General features: G+C 67.6%; 23 protein-coding genes. 13 read left to right on the top strand and 10 right to left on the bottom strand.

All coding sequences use genetic code 11. The features are described from left to right. Positions 1–24 precede the first annotated feature (24 nt). Positions 25–309, bottom strand: coding sequence for a hypothetical protein (locus VGN82_RS11380; protein ID WP_327527131.1), 285 nt, complete (start codon positions 307–309; stop codon positions 25–27). 160 nt (positions 310–469) lie between these two features. Here VGN82_RS11380 and VGN82_RS11375 point away from each other — a divergent pair, with 160 nt between their 5' ends. Together VGN82_RS11375 and VGN82_RS11370 are read left to right on the top strand one after the other, a co-directional pair. Further along, a complete protein-coding gene (locus tag VGN82_RS11375; protein ID WP_327527130.1) occupies positions 470–688 on the top strand; it encodes a hypothetical protein in 219 nt (72 codons plus the stop codon). Between the two features lie 2 nt (positions 689–690). Further along, positions 691–858: a hypothetical protein gene (locus VGN82_RS11370; protein ID WP_327527129.1), complete on the top strand. Its 168-nt coding sequence runs from the start codon at positions 691–693 to the stop codon at positions 856–858. An 87-nt stretch (positions 859–945) separates the two neighbouring features. On the opposite strand, the gene VGN82_RS11365 is transcribed toward VGN82_RS11370, so the two are convergent. Beyond that, positions 946–1,155 (bottom strand): hypothetical protein, encoded by a 210-nt coding sequence (locus VGN82_RS11365; protein ID WP_327527128.1) that lies wholly within the window; start codon positions 1,153–1,155, stop codon positions 946–948. Positions 1,156–1,414: 259 nt separating this feature from the next. Here VGN82_RS11365 and VGN82_RS11360 point away from each other — a divergent pair, with 259 nt between their 5' ends. Then, entirely contained in the window at positions 1,415–1,963 is a 549-nt protein-coding gene (locus VGN82_RS11360) for a PRC-barrel domain-containing protein (RefSeq protein ID WP_327527127.1), read from the top strand. Between the two features lie 90 nt (positions 1,964–2,053). On the opposite strand, the gene VGN82_RS11355 is transcribed toward VGN82_RS11360, so the two are convergent. Further along, on the bottom strand, positions 2,054–3,583 hold the full coding sequence (locus VGN82_RS11355; RefSeq protein ID WP_327527126.1) for an NAD(P)H-hydrate dehydratase: 1,530 nt from the start codon (positions 3,581–3,583) through the stop codon (positions 2,054–2,056). Positions 3,584–3,860: 277 nt separating this feature from the next. Here VGN82_RS11355 and VGN82_RS11350 point away from each other — a divergent pair, with 277 nt between their 5' ends. The 3 genes from VGN82_RS11350 to VGN82_RS11340 all read left to right on the top strand — a co-directional run bounded on the left by VGN82_RS11350 (position 3,861) and on the right by VGN82_RS11340 (position 7,091). Then, the gene (locus tag VGN82_RS11350) at positions 3,861–4,199 is read left to right on the top strand and encodes a P-II family nitrogen regulator (RefSeq protein WP_066724541.1); all 339 of its coding nucleotides are present in this window, start codon (positions 3,861–3,863) and stop codon (positions 4,197–4,199) included. Between the two features lie 93 nt (positions 4,200–4,292). Further along, positions 4,293–5,702: a type I glutamate--ammonia ligase gene (glnA, locus tag VGN82_RS11345; RefSeq protein ID WP_327527125.1), complete on the top strand. Its 1,410-nt coding sequence runs from the start codon at positions 4,293–4,295 to the stop codon at positions 5,700–5,702. A gap of 291 nt (positions 5,703–5,993) precedes the next feature. Next, positions 5,994–7,091: a glycosyltransferase family 4 protein gene (locus VGN82_RS11340; protein ID WP_327527124.1), complete on the top strand. Its 1,098-nt coding sequence runs from the start codon at positions 5,994–5,996 to the stop codon at positions 7,089–7,091. 59 nt (positions 7,092–7,150) lie between these two features. Here VGN82_RS11340 and VGN82_RS11335 read toward each other — a convergent pair whose 3' ends face one another. Continuing rightward, positions 7,151–7,312: a hypothetical protein gene (locus tag VGN82_RS11335; protein ID WP_327527123.1), complete on the bottom strand. Its 162-nt coding sequence runs from the start codon at positions 7,310–7,312 to the stop codon at positions 7,151–7,153. 350 nt (positions 7,313–7,662) lie between these two features. On the opposite strand from VGN82_RS11335, the gene parE reads away from it, so the two are divergent. The 3 genes from parE to VGN82_RS11320 all read left to right on the top strand — a co-directional run bounded on the left by parE (position 7,663) and on the right by VGN82_RS11320 (position 11,219). Next, positions 7,663–9,711, top strand: coding sequence for a DNA topoisomerase IV subunit B (gene parE, locus VGN82_RS11330; protein ID WP_414644273.1), 2,049 nt, complete (start codon positions 7,663–7,665; stop codon positions 9,709–9,711). A 198-nt stretch (positions 9,712–9,909) separates the two neighbouring features. Continuing rightward, positions 9,910–10,821 carry a LysR family transcriptional regulator gene (locus VGN82_RS11325; RefSeq protein WP_327527121.1) on the top strand — a complete coding sequence of 304 codons (912 nt, stop codon included), beginning with the start codon at positions 9,910–9,912 and terminating at the stop codon, positions 10,819–10,821. A 137-nt stretch (positions 10,822–10,958) separates the two neighbouring features. Then, complete coding sequence (locus VGN82_RS11320; RefSeq protein ID WP_327527120.1) at positions 10,959–11,219, top strand: hypothetical protein; 261 nt, start codon at positions 10,959–10,961, stop codon at positions 11,217–11,219. Positions 11,220–11,222: 3 nt separating this feature from the next. Here the strand turns inward: VGN82_RS11320 and VGN82_RS11315 are convergent, their stop codons facing one another. Then, positions 11,223–11,918, bottom strand: a complete 696-nt coding sequence (locus VGN82_RS11315) for an alpha/beta fold hydrolase (RefSeq protein WP_327527119.1) — start codon at positions 11,916–11,918, stop codon at positions 11,223–11,225. 162 nt (positions 11,919–12,080) lie between these two features. Between VGN82_RS11315 and VGN82_RS11310 the strand changes: the two genes are divergently transcribed. Together VGN82_RS11310 and VGN82_RS11305 are read left to right on the top strand one after the other, a co-directional pair. Then, positions 12,081–13,613: a DEAD/DEAH box helicase gene (locus VGN82_RS11310; RefSeq protein WP_327527118.1), complete on the top strand. Its 1,533-nt coding sequence runs from the start codon at positions 12,081–12,083 to the stop codon at positions 13,611–13,613. A 184-nt stretch (positions 13,614–13,797) separates the two neighbouring features. Continuing rightward, positions 13,798–14,850 carry a GGDEF domain-containing protein gene (locus tag VGN82_RS11305; protein WP_327527117.1) on the top strand — a complete coding sequence of 351 codons (1,053 nt, stop codon included), beginning with the start codon at positions 13,798–13,800 and terminating at the stop codon, positions 14,848–14,850. Between the two features lie 81 nt (positions 14,851–14,931). Here VGN82_RS11305 and VGN82_RS11300 read toward each other — a convergent pair whose 3' ends face one another. Continuing rightward, positions 14,932–15,315 (bottom strand): HesB/IscA family protein, encoded by a 384-nt coding sequence (locus VGN82_RS11300; protein ID WP_327527116.1) that lies wholly within the window; start codon positions 15,313–15,315, stop codon positions 14,932–14,934. Between the two features lie 190 nt (positions 15,316–15,505). On the opposite strand from VGN82_RS11300, the gene VGN82_RS11295 reads away from it, so the two are divergent. Both VGN82_RS11295 and VGN82_RS11290 read left to right on the top strand, forming a co-directional pair. Then, positions 15,506–16,582 carry a malate/lactate/ureidoglycolate dehydrogenase gene (locus VGN82_RS11295; protein ID WP_327527115.1) on the top strand — a complete coding sequence of 359 codons (1,077 nt, stop codon included), beginning with the start codon at positions 15,506–15,508 and terminating at the stop codon, positions 16,580–16,582. Positions 16,583–16,584: 2 nt separating this feature from the next. Continuing rightward, positions 16,585–16,953 carry an MmcQ/YjbR family DNA-binding protein gene (locus tag VGN82_RS11290; protein WP_327527114.1) on the top strand — a complete coding sequence of 123 codons (369 nt, stop codon included), beginning with the start codon at positions 16,585–16,587 and terminating at the stop codon, positions 16,951–16,953. A 156-nt stretch (positions 16,954–17,109) separates the two neighbouring features. On the opposite strand, the gene VGN82_RS11285 is transcribed toward VGN82_RS11290, so the two are convergent. The 4 genes from VGN82_RS11285 to VGN82_RS11270 all read right to left on the bottom strand — a co-directional run bounded on the left by VGN82_RS11285 (position 17,110) and on the right by VGN82_RS11270 (position 19,841). Beyond that, complete coding sequence (locus VGN82_RS11285) at positions 17,110–17,997, bottom strand: PhzF family phenazine biosynthesis protein (protein WP_327527113.1); 888 nt, start codon at positions 17,995–17,997, stop codon at positions 17,110–17,112. 120 nt (positions 17,998–18,117) lie between these two features. After that, complete coding sequence (locus VGN82_RS11280) at positions 18,118–19,014, bottom strand: protein-L-isoaspartate O-methyltransferase family protein (protein ID WP_327527112.1); 897 nt, start codon at positions 19,012–19,014, stop codon at positions 18,118–18,120. Between the two features lie 11 nt (positions 19,015–19,025). Continuing rightward, positions 19,026–19,364, bottom strand: a complete 339-nt coding sequence (locus tag VGN82_RS11275; protein ID WP_327527111.1) for a hypothetical protein — start codon at positions 19,362–19,364, stop codon at positions 19,026–19,028. Positions 19,365–19,502: 138 nt separating this feature from the next. Continuing rightward, the gene (locus VGN82_RS11270) at positions 19,503–19,841 is read right to left on the bottom strand and encodes an SUF system Fe-S cluster assembly protein (protein WP_414644282.1); all 339 of its coding nucleotides are present in this window, start codon (positions 19,839–19,841) and stop codon (positions 19,503–19,505) included. Positions 19,842–19,887 lie beyond the last annotated feature (46 nt).

Genomic DNA, 19,887 nt, shown 5'->3' with positions numbered 1-19,887 from the left:
CTGCGGCCGTCGTACACGCGACGCTCAGCCGAGACGACGCACCGGCGGGCGCCCCCCGGGCGGCAGCGCCGGCACCGGCGACTTGTAGCGATACGCCCGATAGCCATAGACGCCTTCGCCCAGGCCCAGCGCAGGCCAGCCCGGATCCGCATAGGCCTTGAGTTCATAGCAGCGATGGCGGAGCCGCTCGGCATCCGTCGTGGCGTCGGCGCAATGCGACACCTGCGAGCGATCCCAGAAGGCCTGGGATCGCGAGGATACGGCGACGGCGCCGACGGCAAACACCAGCGTGACGACCAACCTGAACATGGCAGCGCGCTCCACGGCAAAGCCGTCCTTCGACCACATGCAACACCCAACGAATCACGCAGGCAACCTTGCGGAAGTCTTAAGGGCGCAGCGATCCGGAACCGGACGCAGGCCCGCGGGTAGTTCCGTTGCGGATTCAGCCTATAGTCGGGGAATGACCATGCGAACCACGATCGAGCACGGCGCGCATCCGGGCGAGAACGACCGGATACGCATCAGGATCGAGACGATCGAGGATTACGAGCTTGCGACGCAGAAGATCGCTGCCCTCGACAAGGCGACGCGCGGCGAAGCCGAACAGCGCGAGCGCGACGCTCTGATCGAAGCCGTGCAGCGCTGGGACCGCAAGCACGACGACGCGACAGATTGGAAGGACTGACCGTGAAAGAGCCCATCGTCATCCACACCGACGAAGACTATGAGCGCGCCCAGCGCCGGGTCGCGGAGCTGAACGCGGCGGCGGACAGTCCCGCCAAGGAGCGGGAGCTCGCGGCTCTCGCGGAGGCGATGCTGGCCTTCGAGCTCAGGCTGGACGACGCGGAGGAGTGAAGGGCCGCGGCGAGCCGGAGACCTCGAAGCGCCCCCGCTGCAGGCACCTCCCCGGCAAGCGCCTGCCCTGCAGGGACCTGCCCTCCATCAAGTGTCGTTGCTGGCGTTGAGCTCTTCCGGCCGCAGGCCCTCGTCCGCCGGCAGAGGCGGCGTCCCCGGCTGAGCATTCGCCCAGGCCGCCACGATCTCGGACAGCGCCTGCTCGCGCGTCAGCGTCGGCTTGTGGTCCCGGAGATAACGGTCCAAAGCGGCCAGCTGCGCCTCGCCCAGAATGATGGTCACGGCAGCTCCAGGCATCGGCGCATTCCTTTCGGCGCTGGCAGGTCGGCAATATTCATATCGGAGAACCGCGCGCCTGCGAAGGAACGCCGTGACCGCCGGCGTTCCGTCTGGGCCTGGCCGAGTTCGCTGGCGCAGCGTCAAGAACATCGACATCCATACGGCACAGGATTGTTGTGAGCCGACCCGAAACATTTGCGAGCGCGCCGGAAACAATCCGCGATCTTCAACGTTTGTCATCCGAGCCGCTGTGAAGCGGATACTTTTGGAGGACATCATGTTCAAACGACATGTTGCAGCGACATCTCTTGGCTTCGCACTCATGGCCGCGACGGCGCTCGCACAGACCAGCACGCCCTCGCCGACCGCTCCGAGCGCACCCGCCGCAACCCCGGCGCCGGCGACCGAACCGGCCAAGGTTCCCGAGAACAATCTCGCCGGACAGGGCAAGTGGCGCGCGACCAAGCTGATCGGCGTCGACGTATACGGCCCCGACAACAAGAAGGTGGGTGACATCACCGAAGTGCTGTTCGACAAGGCCGGCAAGATCGAGATGGTCACCGTCGGTGTCGGCGGCTTCCTCGGCATCGGCTCGAAGGACGTTGCGATCCCGTTCGAGCAGGTCAGCTTCAGCGACCAGCCGTTGCCCAGCGCGGCGCCGGCGCCTGCCCCTGCGGGCGGCGGCAGCGCCTCCGGCGGCGGGATGGCCACGGCCCCGAGCGCCTCGGCCCCCAAGGCGCCGGCGATGTATCCGGACCACGGCAAGATCAACATGACCAAGGAGCAGCTCACCGCCGCTCCGGCCGTGAGCTACGCCGGCAACTGAATGGGCGCTCTGCGTGAGTAGCGTTCCCGTCGAGTTGAGTTCCTGAGGCGCCCGAGGGCCCGTCCTCTGCTGAGGGCGGGCCCTCTTCGTTCAGGTCGCGTTCGGGTCGCTGAGCGCATCCTCGTTCACCAGTCGCATGACCGCTTCCGGCAGGTCGTCGGCGATCAGCCCGAACCCGAGCGCCTCCCCGGCGCGCCCGTGCAGCCAGACGGCCGCACAGGCCGCTTCGAAAGCCGGCATGCCCTGGGCCAGCAGGCCCGCGATCAATCCGCCCAGCACGTCGCCGGAGCCCGCCGTCGCGAGGGCGGCCGAGCCGGTCGTGTTGATGGCGGCGCGCCCATCGGGCGATGCGATCACCGTATCGGAGCCCTTGAGAACGACGACCGCACCGGAACGACCCGCGGCGTGCCGCGCCCTGTCGAGCTTGGATGCCGCCCGGGCGATTTCAGGCACGCTCCCGAACAGGCGCGTGAATTCGCCCTCGTGCGGGGTCAATACGCAAGGTGCGCCGCGTCGCTCGATGAGCCGGCGGAGGCCGCCTGCCTGCGCCATCAGGGTCAATGCATCGGCATCGAGAACGGCCGGGACCGCGCTCCGCAGGACGGCCTGCACCGCTTCGCGCGCCGGCAGGTCGAGTCCCAGGGCCGGGCCGGCCAGGACGGCGGACAACCTCGCCTCGCCGAGCATTTCGCCGAGCTCTTCGACAGTCGCCACCGAGCGCTGCATCAGGGCATCGGGACCGCGCGCGGCATGCGCAACCAGGGCCTCGGGCCGGCAGGCGACACTCACCAGCCCCGCCCCGATGCGAAGCGCGGCGCGCGCGCCCAGCCGTGGCGCGCCGACCCCGGCCAGACCACCCGCCACGACGAGCACGGCACCGCGCCGATATTTGTGGGTCTCGGCGGCGTGGGCCGGCCAGGCACGCCGCCACAGCCCGGGAGCGTTCCGGAACATCGTCGCGGGATGCTCCGCGGTGAAGACGAGATCCGCCGGGATGCCGATATCCGCAAGCGTCACCTCCCCGCAGAGCGCGCGCCCCGGCTGCAGCAGATGCCCGGGCTTGAGCCGGAAGAAGGTCACCGTCTGGCTGGCCCTGACGACCTCGCCCTCGCTGCGCCCGGTATCACCGGCGAGCCCGCTGGGCACATCGACCGCGATGACGGGACGCCCCGAAGCATTGACGGCGGCGACAAGGCCGGCAACCTCCCCCTCGAGCCGCCGGCTCAGCCCGGCGCCGAACAAGGCGTCGACGATCAGGTCATGATCCTGCGGCAGCAAGCCGGCGATCGGCTCGACGGGGCCGGTCCAGAGCCCCGCCATGACAGCGGCGTCGCCGGTCAACCGCGACCGTTCGCCGGCCAGGGCCAGGGTGACGCGTCGGCCGCGCTCGCGAAGCAGCCGGGCGACGACGAAGCCATCCCCACCGTTGTTGCCCGGCCCGCACAGCACGAGGATACGGGCGCCCGCAGGCGCAAGCCTGTCGGCGACGTCCGCCACGGCTTGCCCGGCGCGCTCCATCAGCACATGTCCCGGCGTCCCGGCCCCGATCGTGGCTCGATCGGCCGCCACCATGCCAGCAACGTCGAGCAGGGCGAGTTTCGTCGAGGCAGGCGCTTGCATGCCGGCATCATCGGAGAGCCCGGCCGCGCGAGCAAGCCCGGGCCGCCAAGCCCAGAAATGATCACGCTTTAAGCAATTGGCTATTTTATCATCTGTTTTTTGCCCTATCATCAGGCATCCGCGACCGCGCTGCCGCATGGCGGCATGAATGCGCCGATGCTATGAGCGATCTGAGACGAATTCGCCGTCCCGCGGCAGGCGAGCGGGCCGGCGGATCCAGAGGATCCGGATGCTCGTTCCGGGATCGAATTGGCGCGTAGAGGAGGCCGGTCGGCAGATGAAGAAGATCGAAGCGATCATCAAGCCGTTCAAGCTGGACGAGGTGAAGGAGGCGCTTCAGGAGGTCGGCCTGCAGGGCATCACCGTTCTGGAGGCCAAGGGCTTCGGGCGGCAGAAGGGCCACACCGAGCTCTATCGCGGCGCCGAATACGTCGTCGACTTCCTGCCGAAGGTCAAAATCGAGATCGTGCTCGCCGACGAGATGGTCGATGGCGCCATCGAGGCGATCATGAAGGCCGCCCAGACCGGGCGCATCGGCGATGGCAAGATTTTTGTATCGACGGTGGAGGGGGCGATCCGCATCCGCACCGGAGAAACCGGCGCGGACGCGATCTGAGGGCTCATCCCGACCCAAGAGTTCGGCGGCCCGGCGGTCTGATGACCCCGCGGATCGTATGAGTTGAGAAACGACCTTAAGAGGAATGCTGAGATGAAGAACGCCAAGGATGTCCTGAAGGCGATCAAGGACAACGACGTCAAATATGTCGACTTCCGCTTCACCGACCCGCGCGGCAAGTGGCAGCATGTGACCTTCGACGTCACCATGATCGACGAGGACATCTTCGCCGAGGGCACGATGTTCGACGGCTCCTCGATCGCCGGCTGGAAGGCGATCAACGAGTCCGACATGCTCCTGATGCCGGACCCGACCACGGCCGTCATGGACCCGTTCTTCTCGGCCGCGACGATGGTCATCACCTGCGACGTGCTCGAGCCGGCCACCGGCGAGCCCTACGGCCGCGACCCGCGCGGCATCGCCAAGAAGGCCGAGGCCTATCTCAAGTCGACCGGCATCGGCGACACCATCTATGTCGGCCCCGAGGCCGAGTTCTTCGTCTTCGACGACGTCAAGATCTCCGCCGACCCGTACAACACGGGCTTCAAGCTCGACAACGTCGAGCTGCCGATCAACGGCCAGACCGAATACGAGGGCGGCAACCTCGGCCATCGCATCGCCACCAAGGGCGGCTACTTCCCCGTCCCGCCGCAGGATTCGGCGCAGGACATGCGCGGCGAGATGCTGGCGGCCATGGCTGCCATGGGCGTCAAGGTCGAGAAGCATCACCACGAGGTCGCCTCGGCGCAGCACGAACTCGGAATGAAGTTCGACACGCTGACCCACATGGCCGACCAGATGCAGGTCTATAAGTACGCGATCCACAACGTCGCGCAGAGCTACGGCAAGACCGCGACCTTCATGCCGAAGCCGATCTATGGCGACAACGGCTCGGGCATGCACGTCCACCAGTCGATCTGGAAGGGCGGCAAGCCGACCATGGCCGGCAACAAGTATGCCGACCTCTCGCAGGAGTGCCTGTGGTACATCGGCGGCATCATCAAGCACGCCAAGTCCCTGAACGCCTTCACCAACCCGTCGACGAACTCCTACAAGCGCCTCGTCCCCGGCTATGAAGCCCCGGTTCTGCTCGCCTATTCGGCGCGCAACCGCTCGGCCTCTTGCCGTATTCCGTGGACGACCTCGCCCAAGGCCAAGCGCGTCGAGGTCCGCTTCCCCGATCCGATGGCGAACCCCTACCTCGCCTTCGCCGCCATGCTGATGGCCGGCCTCGACGGCATCATCAACAAGATCGATCCGGGCCCGGCCATGGACAAGGATCTCTACGACCTGCCGCCGCGCGAGCTGAAGAAGATCCCGACGGTCTGCGGTTCGCTGCGCGAGGCCCTGGAGTCGCTCAAGAAGGACAACGCCTATCTCAAGGCCGGCGGCGTCTTCAATGACGACTTCATCGAGAGCTATATCGAGCTCAAGATGCAGGATGTGGCGAAGTTCGAAATGACGCCGCACCCGGTCGAGTTCGCGATGTACTACTCCTACTGAGGATTTCGGCCGGTCCCGGCATCGGATCGAAGAGTGGAATGCACTTTTCGGGAAGTTCCGACGCCAGAGCAAAGGACCGGCCGCGATTTTCCTCCCGACCGCGGTCTAGCGCGGTCCACCTCAACAGCCGGGGCGGCGACGCCCCGGCTTTTTTTGTCCGCGCCCCTGCACACCCCGCGCCTCGGCCGGGCCAAGGGCGGCCTGGCCGAGCTGGAAACATCGTCTTTACGCCGGGCGGGCATAGTGCGCCGAATTGCCAGGGCTCGCCCCTGGGCCTGAGGACGGCGGCCCTTGAACACGATCAGCATCAATGGCCGCTTCCTGGCCCAGCCGCTCACGGGCGTGCAGCGCTTCGCCCGCGAACTGACGCAGGCGCTCGACCGGAAAATCGGCGCCGGTGCCGTGCCGGAAGCCTTGCGCGGAGCGGATTGGCGGCTGATCGTGCCTGACGGCGCCGCCGTCGATCTCGATCTCGGGGCGATCCGCGTCGAGCGCCTCGGCGGCGGGGCCGGCCATCTCTGGGAGCAGACCGCGCTGGCCTGGCGCGCCCGCCGCGACCTGCTCCTCGGCTTCGGCGGCAGCGGGCCCCTGCTGAAGCGACACCAGCTGACCGTCATCCATGACGCAACGATCTTCCGTCACCCGGACTCATTCAGCCGCTCTTATAGGCTGCTCCATGGCCTGCTGGGGGCCGTGCTGACGCGAATGGCGACGATCGCGACGGTCTCGCATTTCTCCCGACAGGAACTGGGCGAGATCTTCCGGGTCGATCCCGAGGGGATTTCGGTCGTCTACAACGCCACCGACCATTTCGCCGGCCTGACTCCGGACGAGGCCGTTCTGGACCGGCTCGAGCTCGCAGGCGGCGACTATTTCCTGCTCGTCGGCACGCTCAAGCCCAACAAGAACATCGCCTTTGCCATCCGCGCCTTCGAGGCGCTGGCCGCTCCCGGCCAGAAGCTCGTGATCGTTGGCGGCATCCATTCCCGCGTCTTCAACGGCGGCGACTATGGCAGCGGCGACAGTCTCGTCTTCGCCGGCCGCCTCAGTGATGCCGAGATCGCAGCTCTGGAGCGGCGCGCCACCGCCTTCGTCTTCCCGAGCCTCTATGAGGGCTTCGGCATCCCTCCTCTCGAAGCGATGTCGCAGGGCTGCCCGGTCCTGGCCTCGGACATTGCGCCAGTCCGCGAAGCCTGCGGCGAGGCCGCGTTCTATTTCGATCCGATGCAGCCGCAGACGTTGGTGCAGGCGATGCGGACCGTGTTGGAGAACCCTGGCAAACGTGACAGGCTGATCGCGGATGGCCACGACAACGCACAGCGCTTTTCATGGGCCGGCAGCGCCGACGCCCTGCTCGCGGTCATCGCGAAAATGCAGACCGCAGCCTGAACGGTTTGCGCCGGCGCGTCATCGACGGATGGCGGCTGTTCGTGATCGGGTGTTCGCGATCAGCGGATGCCGAGCGTCAGCCGTCCCGAAATCGCGGCGAGCCCGGCCGACAGCCAGGCGTTCCAGCGCGAAGGGCCGGTCGCGGCCAGGCTCAGCGGGGCAGGCTCCTCATGCCCGAAGGCCTCGCCGGCAAGGCGCGCCGCCCGTTCCAGGCCGGCCACGCTTCCCCTCGCTACCAACGCACCAGACGCCACGACACCCTCCCCCATTTTTCGGTGATCATAGCAGCTGGCGGCACGCCGCCCAGCCCTTCGATCGTCGAGGTCAATCTTCAGTCTGTAGGGTTAATGCACTCTGAACGGATCGGTTCCATCGCCGCCAGTTTACGGTATCGCGTGACACTGTGACGACGGGAGGCGTTCCCTCCGCGCGCCCTTGCCTGTAGGAAGTGCCGCAGCGCGGCGAAGCCGCATCTGGGCTAACATTTACAGTCGCGAATCAGGGGCCTGCGGACACGATGGCGGAGAACGGCGATCTTTTTGGCGGGGAACCGGAGCGGCCGGCAGCGCCGATGCCCCGGGCGGCCGAGCCGAAGCCGGCCCCGTCGCGATCGGACATGCCCGCGAGCGCTGCGACGCCGAGCCCGACGGCGCCGCCACCGCGCAACGGCACCCTGTCCGAGACTGGCTACGATGCCTCGGCGATCGAGGTGCTCGAAGGCCTGGAGCCGGTGCGGCGCCGGCCAGGCATGTATATCGGCGGCACCGACGAGCGCGCTCTGCACCACCTCTTCGCCGAGGTGATCGACAACGCCATGGACGAGGCCGTGGCAGGCCATGCCAGCTTCATCGATGTCGAACTGCTGGAAGACGGCTCGATCGCCGTCACCGACAACGGCCGCGGCATCCCCGTCGATCCGCATCCGAAATTCCCCGGCAAGTCGGCGCTTGAAGTCATCATGACGACGCTGCACGCCGGCGGAAAGTTCGACTCGAAAGCCTATGAAACCTCGGGCGGCTTGCATGGCGTCGGCGTCTCGGTGGTGAACGCGCTCTCCGACCGGCTCGAGGTCGAGGTCGCCCGCGGCAAGGTGCTCTATCGTCAGGTCTTCTCGCGCGGCATCCCGCAGGGACCGCTGGAGACGGTCGGGCCGGTGGCCAACCGGCGGGGCACACGCGTGCGCTTCCATCCCGATGCGCAGATCTTCGGCGAGGGCGCGCATTTCATCCCCGCCCGCCTGTTCCGGATGGCGCGCTCCAAGGCCTATCTCTTCGGCGGTGTCGAGATCCGCTGGCGCTGCGCGCCTGCGCTGCTGAAGCCCGAGGGCGATGTCGCGGCCGAGGCCGTGTTCCGCTTCCCCGGCGGCCTGCGCGACTATCTCGGCCGCGAGATCGAGGGCAAAGACCTCGTCGCCGAGCCGATCTTCTCCGGCAAGATCACCAGGGAAGGCAGCCACGGCTCGCTGGAATGGGCGGTCGCCTGGCTCGCCACCGGCGAGGACGGCTTCTCCTCGTCCTACTGCAACACCATTCCGACGCCGGAAGGCGGCACGCATGAACAGGGCCTGCGCATCGCCCTGCTGCGTGGCCTGCGCGACCACGCCGAGCGCATCGGCCAGTCCAAACGCATGGCGCAGGTGACATCGGACGACGTCATGGCGACCTGCGCCGCGATGCTCTCGGTCTTCATTCGTGAGCCGGAATTCCAGGGTCAGACCAAGGACAAGCTGGCGACGCTCGAAGCCTCCCGCATCGTCGAGAATGCGGTGCGCGATGCCTTCGACCACTGGCTCGCGGCCGCGCCGCAGCAGGCTTTGAAGCTGCTCGACTGGTCGGTCGACCGGGCCGAGGAGCGCCTGCGCCGCCGCCTCGAAAAGGAGGTCTCGCGCAAGACCGCGACGCGCAAGCTGCGCCTGCCCGGCAAGCTGGCGGATTGCAGTTCGGCCGGCGCAGCCGGCTCCGAACTCTTCATCGTCGAGGGTGATTCCGCCGGTGGTTCGGCCAAGCAGGCGCGCAATCGCACCACGCAGGCCATTCTTCCGCTGCGCGGCAAGATCCTCAACGTCGCCAATGCGACGCGCGAGAAGCTGAACCAGAACCAGCAGCTCGCCGACCTGATCCTCGCGCTGGGCTGCGGCATCGGCAGCCAGTTCCGCGAGGACGACCTGCGCTACGAGAAGGTCATCGTGATGACCGACGCCGATGTCGACGGCGCCCACATCGCCTCGCTGCTGGTCACCTTCTTCTGGCGGCAGATGCCGCGGCTGATCGAGAAGGGCCATCTCTATCTCGCCGTGCCGCCGCTCTACCGGCTCCAGCACGGCGGCAAATCGGTCTATGCCCGCAACGACGCGCATAAGGACGAGCTGATCGCCTCGGTCTTCAAGGGCAAGAAGCCGGAGATCAGCCGCTTCAAGGGCCTGGGCGAAATGATGCCGGCCCAGCTCAAGGAAACCACCATGGATCCGAGCAAGCGCATCCTGCTCAAGGTCATGGTCGACCATGAAGCGCGTGACGAGACCTCCGACACGGTCGAGCGGCTGATGGGCAACAAGCCCGAGGCGCGCTTCGTCTTCATCCAGGAGCGCGCCGCCTTCGCGGGCGAGCTGATCGACCTGTGACGCGGGCCGGCCGTCCGGCCCACATCGTCGAGGCTGTCATGGCAGAGCCCTGCATTCCTGAGGGGTTGGGTGCCAAACATGCCGGGCTGCCATGGCGCCGGGGTGCGGGCATGGTCCCGCCATGCCCCACGCACCGCGCCGCCCCGATGACCGCCTCGCCCGCTCTGCTCCCTCTTCCGCGCCCTGGCCGCTGATCGCATGGGGCAGCCTGCTCCCCCTCCATCTCGACGCGACGGCGATCTGGCATCGCCCGGCTGGGATGATATCGGGATCTTCCACGCCATCGCCGAAAGCGGGTCGCTGGCCCTGGCAGCGCTCCGGCTCGGCCTGAGCGAGGCGACGATCGCGCGCCGCCTCAAGGCCTTCGAGCGCGGGCTTGGCGTGCAGCTGTTCCGGCGCGGCGCCAACCGTCTCGTCCTGACGGTGACAGGCGCAGAGCTCGCGCAGGAGGCCGGCAAAGTGGCCGCCGCCGCCGAGCGCTTCGCCAGCCGCGCGAAATCCGCGCGCACGGCCGCCGATGCGCCAGTCAGGATCACGGCGACGACATCAATCAGTCTGTTCCTGACCAAATATGCCGCAGCGATCTCGGCCGACGCAGGTGGCATCGAGATCGTCATCATCAGCACGCGCGACCGGTTGAACCTCGCTCGCGGCGACGCCGACATCGCATTGCGGATGACGAAGGTCCCGGATGAACCCGGCTATTTCGGCCAGAAGGTCGGGCGGCTCGTCCAGGCGCTCTATGTCCGCCGCGACGTCGATCCCGCGACCGCGCCGGTCATCTCCGTCAGCCGGGAGACTTCCTCGCGCATCGACGAGCACATCCGGGCCTATGCGGCCGGCCGGCCGATCGCGGCCCGCGTCGGCGATTCGGCCGCGCGCTACGAGAGCATCCGATCGTCGGGGACTGTCTCGATGGCACCCTGCTTCATGGCCGACGCCGACGAAACCTTGCTGCGGCTGCAGCCGCCGCCGGACAGGACGGCGGACGATATCTTCCTCGTGACGCATGAGGTGTCACGGCAGCGACCGGCCGTCATCGCCGTCATGGCGGCGCTGCGCAAAGTCTTCCGCGAGAACCGCGCCCGCCTCGAGGGTCTCGCCGTCTGAGCGGATGCCCGTTCGGCCAGCCGATCGTTACAGCACGCGCGATCAAGGCAACGCTTCGCTAACCATCCTTTTACGGCTGATGTCGCAAGGTGACCCTACAGGGGCGCTGTGCCGCCCTTCTCACCCGGGAGGGCCCGATGCGGCTCATCGACCTGTTTCGGAAGAACGAGCGCGGTACCATGGTCGCCGACATCGCCAAGGCCGGCGCCGCCATCGCGTTCCTTTCCGTGATCGCCGCCAATTTCGTCTCGAGCCGGACCGAAAATCTCGACAGGGACCGCCTGGCGGAAGTGGCGGCAGCCGCCGCCAAGGGCAAGTCGACCGACCCGATGATCACGGGCTCGCTGCGAAAGACCGCCAACGAGACCAAGCTCGATCCTTGCGTCGTCCCGCGCTGAGGCTCACCCCAGCCAGGCCTGCAATTCGCAGGTGACCGCCTCCGGCTGCTCCAGCGTCGAGAGATGGCCGCAGCCGGGCAGCGTCACCAGCCGCGCATTGGCACCGATTCCGCCTGCGATCTCCTGCGCCTCGACGGGCGGCGTGATCAGATCCTCGTCCCCCACCAGGACCAGCGTCGGAACGTCGATCGCAGCGAGTCCCGGTCGCGAATCCGGCCGCCCCATGATCGCGCGCTGCTGGCGCACGAAGCCATCGGCGCCGATATTGTCCGCCATGGTGCGCACCAGCAATCGCAATGGCTCATCGGACAGGCGAGACGGCGCGACGAGTCTCTGCCAGATCAGCGTCGTGACGTTGTCGTAGGCGCCCTTCTCCGCCAGAGCGATCATCTGCTCGCGCGGAGTATTCGTTTCCGGCGTCGCAGGTTTCGCGCTCGTATCGAGCAGGGCAAGCCGTGTCACACGCTGCGGCGCCTGGCGCATCACCTCGAATGCCGCGTAGCCGCCCATCGACAGCCCGCACAGCGCGAAACGCTCGGGCGCGACCGCGAGCAGCCGCTGCACGATCTCCCCGAGGGTCTCGTCGCGATCATGCGCAGCGACCAGGATCGGCCGCCCCGAAGCGAGCGCCGGCCATTGCGGCGCGTATAGATTGGCGTCGCAGCTCAGGCCGGGAATCAGGACAAGCGGTTCAGTCATCGTGCAGACAGGCTCCTCGATCGCTAGATTATTGACTTTGCCGTGCTTTTTCTGCATTGCACACGGGTCCGAAGGCGCGCAGGAAAGAGAAGTCGCGCCACCGTCGCGGTTGAGTAGGTCATCCCGCCACGTGTCACCGACCCTGAAGAAGCGCAACCATCGATGTCTTTTGCCGAACTCGGCCTGAGTGAAAAGGTTCTGACAGCCGTCACGACCGCAGGCTACAACAACCCGACCCCGATCCAGGCGCAGGCGATCCCGCATGTCCTGGCCCGCAAGGACGTGCTGGGCATCGCCCAGACCGGAACGGGCAAGACCGCCGCCTTCACGCTGCCCATGCTGACGATCCTGGAGACCGGCCGCGCCCGGGCCCGGATGCCGCGCACGCTGATCCTTGAGCCGACGCGCGAGCTCGCCGCCCAGGTCGAGGAGAACTTCACCCGCTACGGCGTCAACCAGAAGTTGTCCGTCGCGCTCTTGATCGGTGGCGTGTCCTTTGGCGACCAGGATGCCAAGATCACGCGCGGCGTCGATGTCCTGATCGCGACGCCCGGCCGCCTGCTCGATCACGTCGAGCGCGGCAAGCTGCTCCTGACCGGCGTCGAGCTGCTCGTCATCGACGAGGCCGACCGCATGCTCGACATGGGCTTCATCCCGGACATCGAGCGCATCTGCAAGCTCGTCCCCTTCACCCGCCAGACGCTGTTCTTCACCGCGACGATGCCGCCCGAGATCACGCGCATCAGCGAGCAGTTCCTGCACAACCCGGTGCGCGTCGAGGTATCCCGGCCTGCGACGGCGGCGGCGACGATCACCCAGCGGCTGATCGCCTCCAACAGCCAAGATTTCGAGAAGCGCGAGACGCTGCGCAAGCTGATCAAGGGCGCGACCGACCTGCAGAACGCGATCGTGTTCTGCAACCGCAAGCGCGATGTCGCGACGCTGCACAAATCCCTGCAGAAGCACGGCTTTCCGGCAGTCTCCCTGCATGGCGACATGGACCAATATGCCCGCATGGCGGCGCTGGAATCCTTCCGCACCGGCGAGAACCCGATCCTCGTCGCCAGTGACGTCGCGGCGCGCGGGCTCGATATCCCCGCCGTCAGCCATGTCTTCAACTACGACGTGCCCACCCATGCCGAGGACTATGTCCACCGCATCGGCCGCACCGGACGCGCCGGGCGGCTCGGCACCGCCTTCACCATCGTCACCCGCCATGACGAGAAGCTCGTTGCGGCAGTCGAGAAGCTGATCGGCCAGGCCATCACCTGGGAAGACGGGCAGACCCTCGACGCCCTGCCCCCCGGTGCTCCGCGCGAGGAGCGCTCCGGGCGTGGCGGGCGCGGCGACGAGCGTCGCGGACGTGGCGGCGAACGCGGTCGCGGCCGACCCGAGCGCGGCCCGCGCGCCGAGCCCGAATCCGCACCGCGGCCGATCCGGGTCGAGCGTGCTGATGGGGAGGAGGATGCAGCCCCGCGCCGCCGGCGCGCCGGGGCCGATGGCCCCACCCGGACCAAGATCCGTGGCGAGGGCGCGGCTACGGACGGAGCCGCCGCGGCAGCCGCCGCCGGCAAGCCGGCTCGGCATGACCGCGCCCCCGAAGCGCGCCGCCGCGACGATGACGACGGCCCGAAGGTCAAGGGCCTCGGCGATCACGTCCCGGCCTTCCTGCTGCGCCCCGTTCGTGTCGGGTAAGCCTCGGTTATCAACCGCATTTTAACTAGCCTTGCCTAGGGTCAGCGCATGGACGCGATGAACGTCGCGGCCACGGACGGGCGCATGCCGCCGTTGTGACGGACAGGATGTCCCGCTTCGATTTTCAATCGGGGCTCTCATGGCTACGCGCCGTGAGTCGGCTCATCTTCGGGCCATCGATCGCATGAGCGAGTTTCAGGCTTCCCCGTCAGACGACCTCGCCGAGCGCGTGGTCGCAGCCATGCGCCAGCACGGTTCTCCCAGCTACCCCCGTGCCTTCGAGGTCTGGTATGCCCATCTGAGCGGCGACATGCCGGCGATCAGCATGGCGATGAATGCGATCATCACCGCCAATGACGGCCCGGTCGGCGCGGCCGACATCGACAATCTCTATGATCGCTTCATCAGCACCGAGCGCCTGGCCCGCCATGCCGAGCGCACCAGCCTGCAGGTCCTCGGCGAGATCGATGGGCTGATGACGCTGGTCGACCAGGCCCTGGATTCGAGCGAGCGCTATCACGGCCGCCTCTGCGCGATGTCGGAGGACGTGCCCCCGCCAGCCGACCGCGCCAAGCTGCGCGAATGGGTGGAGGCGCTGGTGCTCTCGACGCGCGAAGAGGTGACGCGCAAGACCAAGCTCGAGGCGCAGCTGCGCGACAGCTCCAACGAGATCCGCAATCTCCGTGAAGCCCTCGAAGCCACCCGCGCCGAGGCTCTGACCGACCCGCTGACCGGCCTCGCCAACCGCCGCCACTTCGAGGAGATGCTGCAGAAATCGATCGATCAGGCGACGCTGCGGCGCGAGCCCTTCGCGCTGGTCATGGCCGATATCGACTTCTTCAAGCAGTTCAACGACGCCCATGGCCATCTGACCGGCGATCAGGTGCTGCGCCTCGTCGCCCGCACCATGAAGGACAAGTTCAAGGACAAGGCGATCATCACGCGCTTCGGCGGCGAGGAGTTCGCGATCATCCTGCCCGACGCCGACCTCATCGCCGGCAAGTTCGGCGCCGAGACCGTGCGCCAGGCGCTACTGACGCGCGAACTCGTCAAGCGTTCGACCAACGAGAACCTCGGCCGCATCACCATCTCGCTCGGCGTCGCCAGCTATGCGCGCGGCGACACGGCGGCGTCCCTGACCGACCGCGCCGACCAGGCCCTGATGGCGGCCAAGCGCAGCGGCAGGAACCGCACCGTGACGGAGGACGCGATCGAGGCTACGAGCCGCGTCGCCTGAGTGCGGAGTTGGGCGGCAGAGCCCGCATCAAGGCGAGCGCAACGCACGCTATGTCCCATCCGAACTGCTTGAAATGCGCTGCTACTGCGCGACGGCCGCCTCTGTGCGCGGCTTGATCTCGACCGACTCGCCGCAGCCACAGGCCGAGACCTGATTTGGGTTGTTGAACACGAAGGTCGAGGAGAAGCGGTCGGTCTTGAAGTCGAGTTCCGTTCCGAGCAGGAACAGCACGGCCTTGGCGTCGACGATCACCGTCGCATCCTTCTCGGTGACGATCTCGTCGCCCTTGGCCGTCTCGCGCGCGATCTCGAAGGTATACTCCATCCCGGCGCAGCCGCCCTTCTTGACGCCGACGCGCAGGCCGAGAGCCGGCTCGTCACCCGCCGATTGCGCCATGATCTCGCGGATGCGCGCGGCCGCCGCGTCGGTGAGCGAGACGACCTTCAGGCCGGGTATCGAAAACATCCCACGTCCCTCCTCGTTCGGGTTCAAGGCCCGGCGAAGCAAGATTGCAGACCACTACATAAGGATTGCTGAGCGGAACGTCGAGATGGGCCGGCGCAGGGCGTTCTTCTCGCGCCGCATGTTGCATGCCCTGCCTGCTCATGCACTGTGGCGACTGACAAACCGGCAGCTCATCTGGCGACATCACATCATGGCCTATCGCACGCACCGCCCCGAAGCGCTTCGCGCCCTCGTCAGCGACATGATCATCAAGGCCGGCTGGACGCCGGATGAGGCCCGAGAGACCGCCGACCACCTCGTCCTCGCCAATCTCAGCGGCCATGACAGCCACGGCGTCGGCATGCTGCCGCTCTATTTCCAGTCGCTTGCGGACGGAAACCTGTCGCCGCACTCGCACTCGAAGCCCCGGCTCGATGCGGCCCCCTTCCTGATCGTCGATGCCGGCGTTGCGCTCGGCCAGCCGGCAGCCCGCAACGCCGTCGAGCAGGCGGCAGACATGGCGAAGGCCGGCGGGGTCGCGATCCTCAACCTGCTCGACGCCCACCATATCGGCCGTATCGGCCACTATGCCGAGGCCGCGGCCGAGCATGGGCTGATCTCGCTGTTCTGGGTCAATGTCGCCGGCCGGCCGCCCATCGTCGCGCCCTACGCGGCCAGGGAGGCGCGCTTCGGCACCAACCCGCATGCCATCGGCATCCCGGTGCCCGGCGGAGACCCGATCATCCTCGATTTCGCCACCAGCCGGATGGCCCATGGCAAGGCCCGCGTCGCGCTGAACAAGGGTGAGCCGGTGCCGCCGGGCTACATCATCGACGGCGAGGGCCGGCCGACGATCGAGCCGAGGCATGTCTTCCAGCACGGCCTCGTCGGCGACGAGGCATTGGGCGCGCTCCTGCCGTTCGGAGACCACAAGGGCGCGGGCCTCTCGCTGATCGCCGAACTGCTTTCGGCCGGGCTGATGGGAGCCGCCCGCATCGACGAGAAGCCGCACAAGAGCTGGGTCATCAACTCGCTCTTCGGCATCCTGATCGACCCGGCCCGGCTCGAGCCCGATGCCGGGCTGCGCAAGGCCCGGACCGAGAGCTATCTCGCCTTCGTCCGCGCTGCCCAGCCGCAGGACAAGTCCAATCCGGTGCTCGCCCCCGGCGACAAGGAGCGCGCCGTCCGGATCGAGCGGCAGGCCAACGGCATTCCGCTCGACGACGAGACCTGGTCGCAGATCAAGGCGGCTGCGGCCGCCCACGGCATCGACGCCGAGAGCTACTGACGGTGAATCTGGACGACTACAACGCCTTCTGCGCTGGCCTGCCCGCCACGCGCACGGTCGTGCAATGGGGCGGCGCCCATGTCTGGAAGGTCGGCGACAAGGTCTTCGCGATCGCCCGCACCGATGACGGCGTGGCTCTCTCCGTCACCTTCAAATGCTCCTGGACGAGCTATGACATCCTGAAGGAGCAGCCGGGCCTGCGCCCGGCGCCCTACCTCGCCTCGCGCGGGATGAGCTGGATCCAGCGCCTGACCGACGAGGCCATGCCGGACGACGCGTTGCAGGACTATCTGCGCGAAAGCCACCGGCTGGTGGCGGCGGGCCTGACGAAGCGGGCGCGCGCGGAGCTGGGTCTGGACGTCCTCGGTTAGCTGTCCGCCATGGCAGAAAGCGCACCGTCATCCTGGACAAGCGGCGAAGCCGCGCAGCTCCGGGATCCATCATAGGGCACGACATCGCCCTATGATGGATCCGGACGACCTGCGGTGCCCGGGATGACGGGATGGTTCAGAGCGCGGTCGAAAGCCTTAAAGCAGCGCCTCGCCGCGGAAGACCGGCACGCAGGTGCCGCCGACCGTCGCGCGGATGCCGTCCGGGCCCCGCGTGGCGGTCAGCCGCAACAGGCTCGGCCGCCCCATCTCGACGCCCTGCGTCAGCGTGAAGCTCGCGCTGTCGCCGCCATCGAGGGACAGGAGCAGGGCTGCGGTCGTGGCGCTGGCGCTGCCGGTCGCGGGATCCTCCCAGGTGCCGCCGATCGGCGCGAACATGCGCGCCCGGATATCCGCGCCGTCGCGGGCATAGATGAACAGCGAGAAGCGCCCCTCGAGCGCCGGCGTCGCGTCGCGGACCGCGCGGAACTGGCCCAGGTCCGGCGTCGCGCGCGAAAGGGCCGGGCCCGTCACTTCGGCGAGGACGAAATGCACGCCTACCGAGGCGCGAACAGGCCGGTGCCGGCTCACCACGACATCGGCAGGCGCCAATCCCGCGCAGGCGGCAATCGCCTCGGCTGGCAGCTCGACGCCGGTCGAAAGCGGCTGCGGCGCGGCGATGGTGGCGCCGGTGACCTCCCCGCTCGCGCTCGTGGCGACCTGGACCTCGACCAGGCCCGCAATCTCCTCGAAGCGCAGCACGCCGCCCTCGGCGCGGCCATGCCGGGCGAGCACGAAGGCCGTGCCGACATTCGGATGCCCGGCGAAGGGCATTTCGTTCGTGCGCGTGAAGATGCGGACCCTTGCCGTATGCGCCGGATCGTCCGGCGGCAGCACGAAGGTGGTCTCGCTGTAGTTGATCTCGGCGGCGAGCGACTGCATCTCCGCATCGCTGAGGCCTCGCGCGTCGGTGAAGACCGCGAGCTGGTTGCCGCCGAAGCGCTCTTCCGTGAAGACGTCGACGGTCTCATAGGCGTAGGTGCGCATGTCAGTCTCCCCGACGCGGTCCGAAGCGGCCCGGGCGCCTTGATGCCACCGATCGCCGCCGCGCGATAATGAAGCTGCCTAATGCGTTCGATCACATGAGGCGATAGACGGACGGCTCGGTCAAGCGCCCGGCTCGTCATAGCTCAGGCTCCAGCCCGAGCCGATGAACCAGGAGCGGCCGGGCGAAGGCGGCTCCCTCCAGCGCAGGCTGCGGATGAATTCGGAACCGCCGCCCTCGAACGCGGCCATCAGCGCTGCACGCTCGTCCTTCCCGGCCGCGAGCTCGCCCTCCGCGCAGACGAAAAAGGCGCCGCCGAGCGAGCGCGCCGCGAAGCCGGCCTCGACGCGCTCGACCATGAGACCGAGGCCATGGAGTGCGTGCCGCCCATCGCGCGGGCCGCTTCGTCTGGCATTGGGAACGCCCAGTGGAAAGATCAGGCGCCCGCCCGGCTTCAGCCTCGCCAGCCAGGCAGCAGCCGGTCGCTCGACCGAGAAGTTCACATAGATGCAGTCGACGGGCTCCAGCGGCCGGGCAGCGCCGTCGCCGCAGACCACCTCCACCTGCGGGCGATCGGCAAGGTTCTCCGCGGCGGGCGAGGCCAGCGCCGCGTCAAATTCGACGGCCAGGACCTGGCCACCCTCTCCGACGAGCTCCGCGATCAGCGCCGTGTAGTAGCCGGTGCCGCAGCCGATATGCGCGACGCTCTCGCCCTCGCGCAGCCTCGCGGCGTGCAGCCAATACGCATGCAGCGAAGGACTGCCATTGTTGACCCCGCGCTCCGGCGACAAGGCCACGAGAATGTCCTGATAGAGGATCGTCGGATCGGTGGAGGCGAGGCCGCGGTAGCCGGCACCTCCGCGCGACATCGTCCAGGGCGGCGGTCCAACGAAGCGCTCGCGGCTCACGGCCGCGAAAGCGTTCTCCAGCCGGATATCACCCTCGACGCCGGCAATCGCCAGCATCTGCCGGGCAAAGGCCCTGCGCACGATGGCGAGACGGGTTTCGTCGAAGACCATGCGGGCGCCCGTCAGAGCAGGAAATGGAAGCCGAAGCCGAGGATCACGAAGCCCGCCGCCACGACCTGCGCAATCAAAAGCGGCTTCAGCCGGGCGCGCTGCGCGGCGTAGAAATCGGCCTTCTCGGCGCGCGACATGCGGTCCCGCGCCTTGAACTGCTCTTCCAGCACGCGCGGCTCATGGCTCGCGGCATCCCGCTCCAGATCCATGCGCACCGCGATGAAGCCGATGATAAGGCCGAGAATGCCGAGGCCGAAGAAGCCCACCAGGCGCAACGCGCCATAGAACACGCTGATCGCAAGCGCCGCGAGCACCGGAAAGACGATATAGTCCCACTTGGTGTGGCCCATGCGGCGATGATGCGCGAGACGGCCGAAGCCGTCTAGGGCATCGGCCAGAAAAGTGTAGTGCGGCCTTCAGAAAAGCCGATGCCAAACAAGGCGTTAGATCATCGGACCGAGTACGATATTCGCTCCGATGATCTGATCTCACCACATGTCGAGCGCGACCCTCGCCTCGTCAGACATGCGCGACTGATCCCAGGGTGGGTCGAAGGTCATGTTGACCGTCACCGAGGCGACGCCGGGCACGGCGCCGACGGCATTCTCGACCCAGCCGGGCATCTCGCCGGCGACCGGGCAGCCCGGCGCCGTCAGCGTCATGTCGATGGTGACCTGCCGGTCATCGGCGATGTCGACGCGGTAGATCAGGCCGAGCTCGTAGATGTCCGACGGAATCTCGGGGTCGTAGACCGTCTTCAGCGCCGCGACGATGTCGTCGGTCAGGCGGTCGATCTCCTCCGGAGGCAGGCTGGAACCGACGCCCATGGAAGGCGCGTTCGGCTTGATCTCGTCGGCAATGGTATCGGTCATG

Origin of the sequence: Allobosea sp., assembly GCF_035999205.1 — a bacterium.
Classification (GTDB): Bacteria; Pseudomonadota; Alphaproteobacteria; order Rhizobiales; family Beijerinckiaceae; genus Allobosea.
This window is presented reverse-complemented; position numbering and strand designations above follow the sequence as displayed.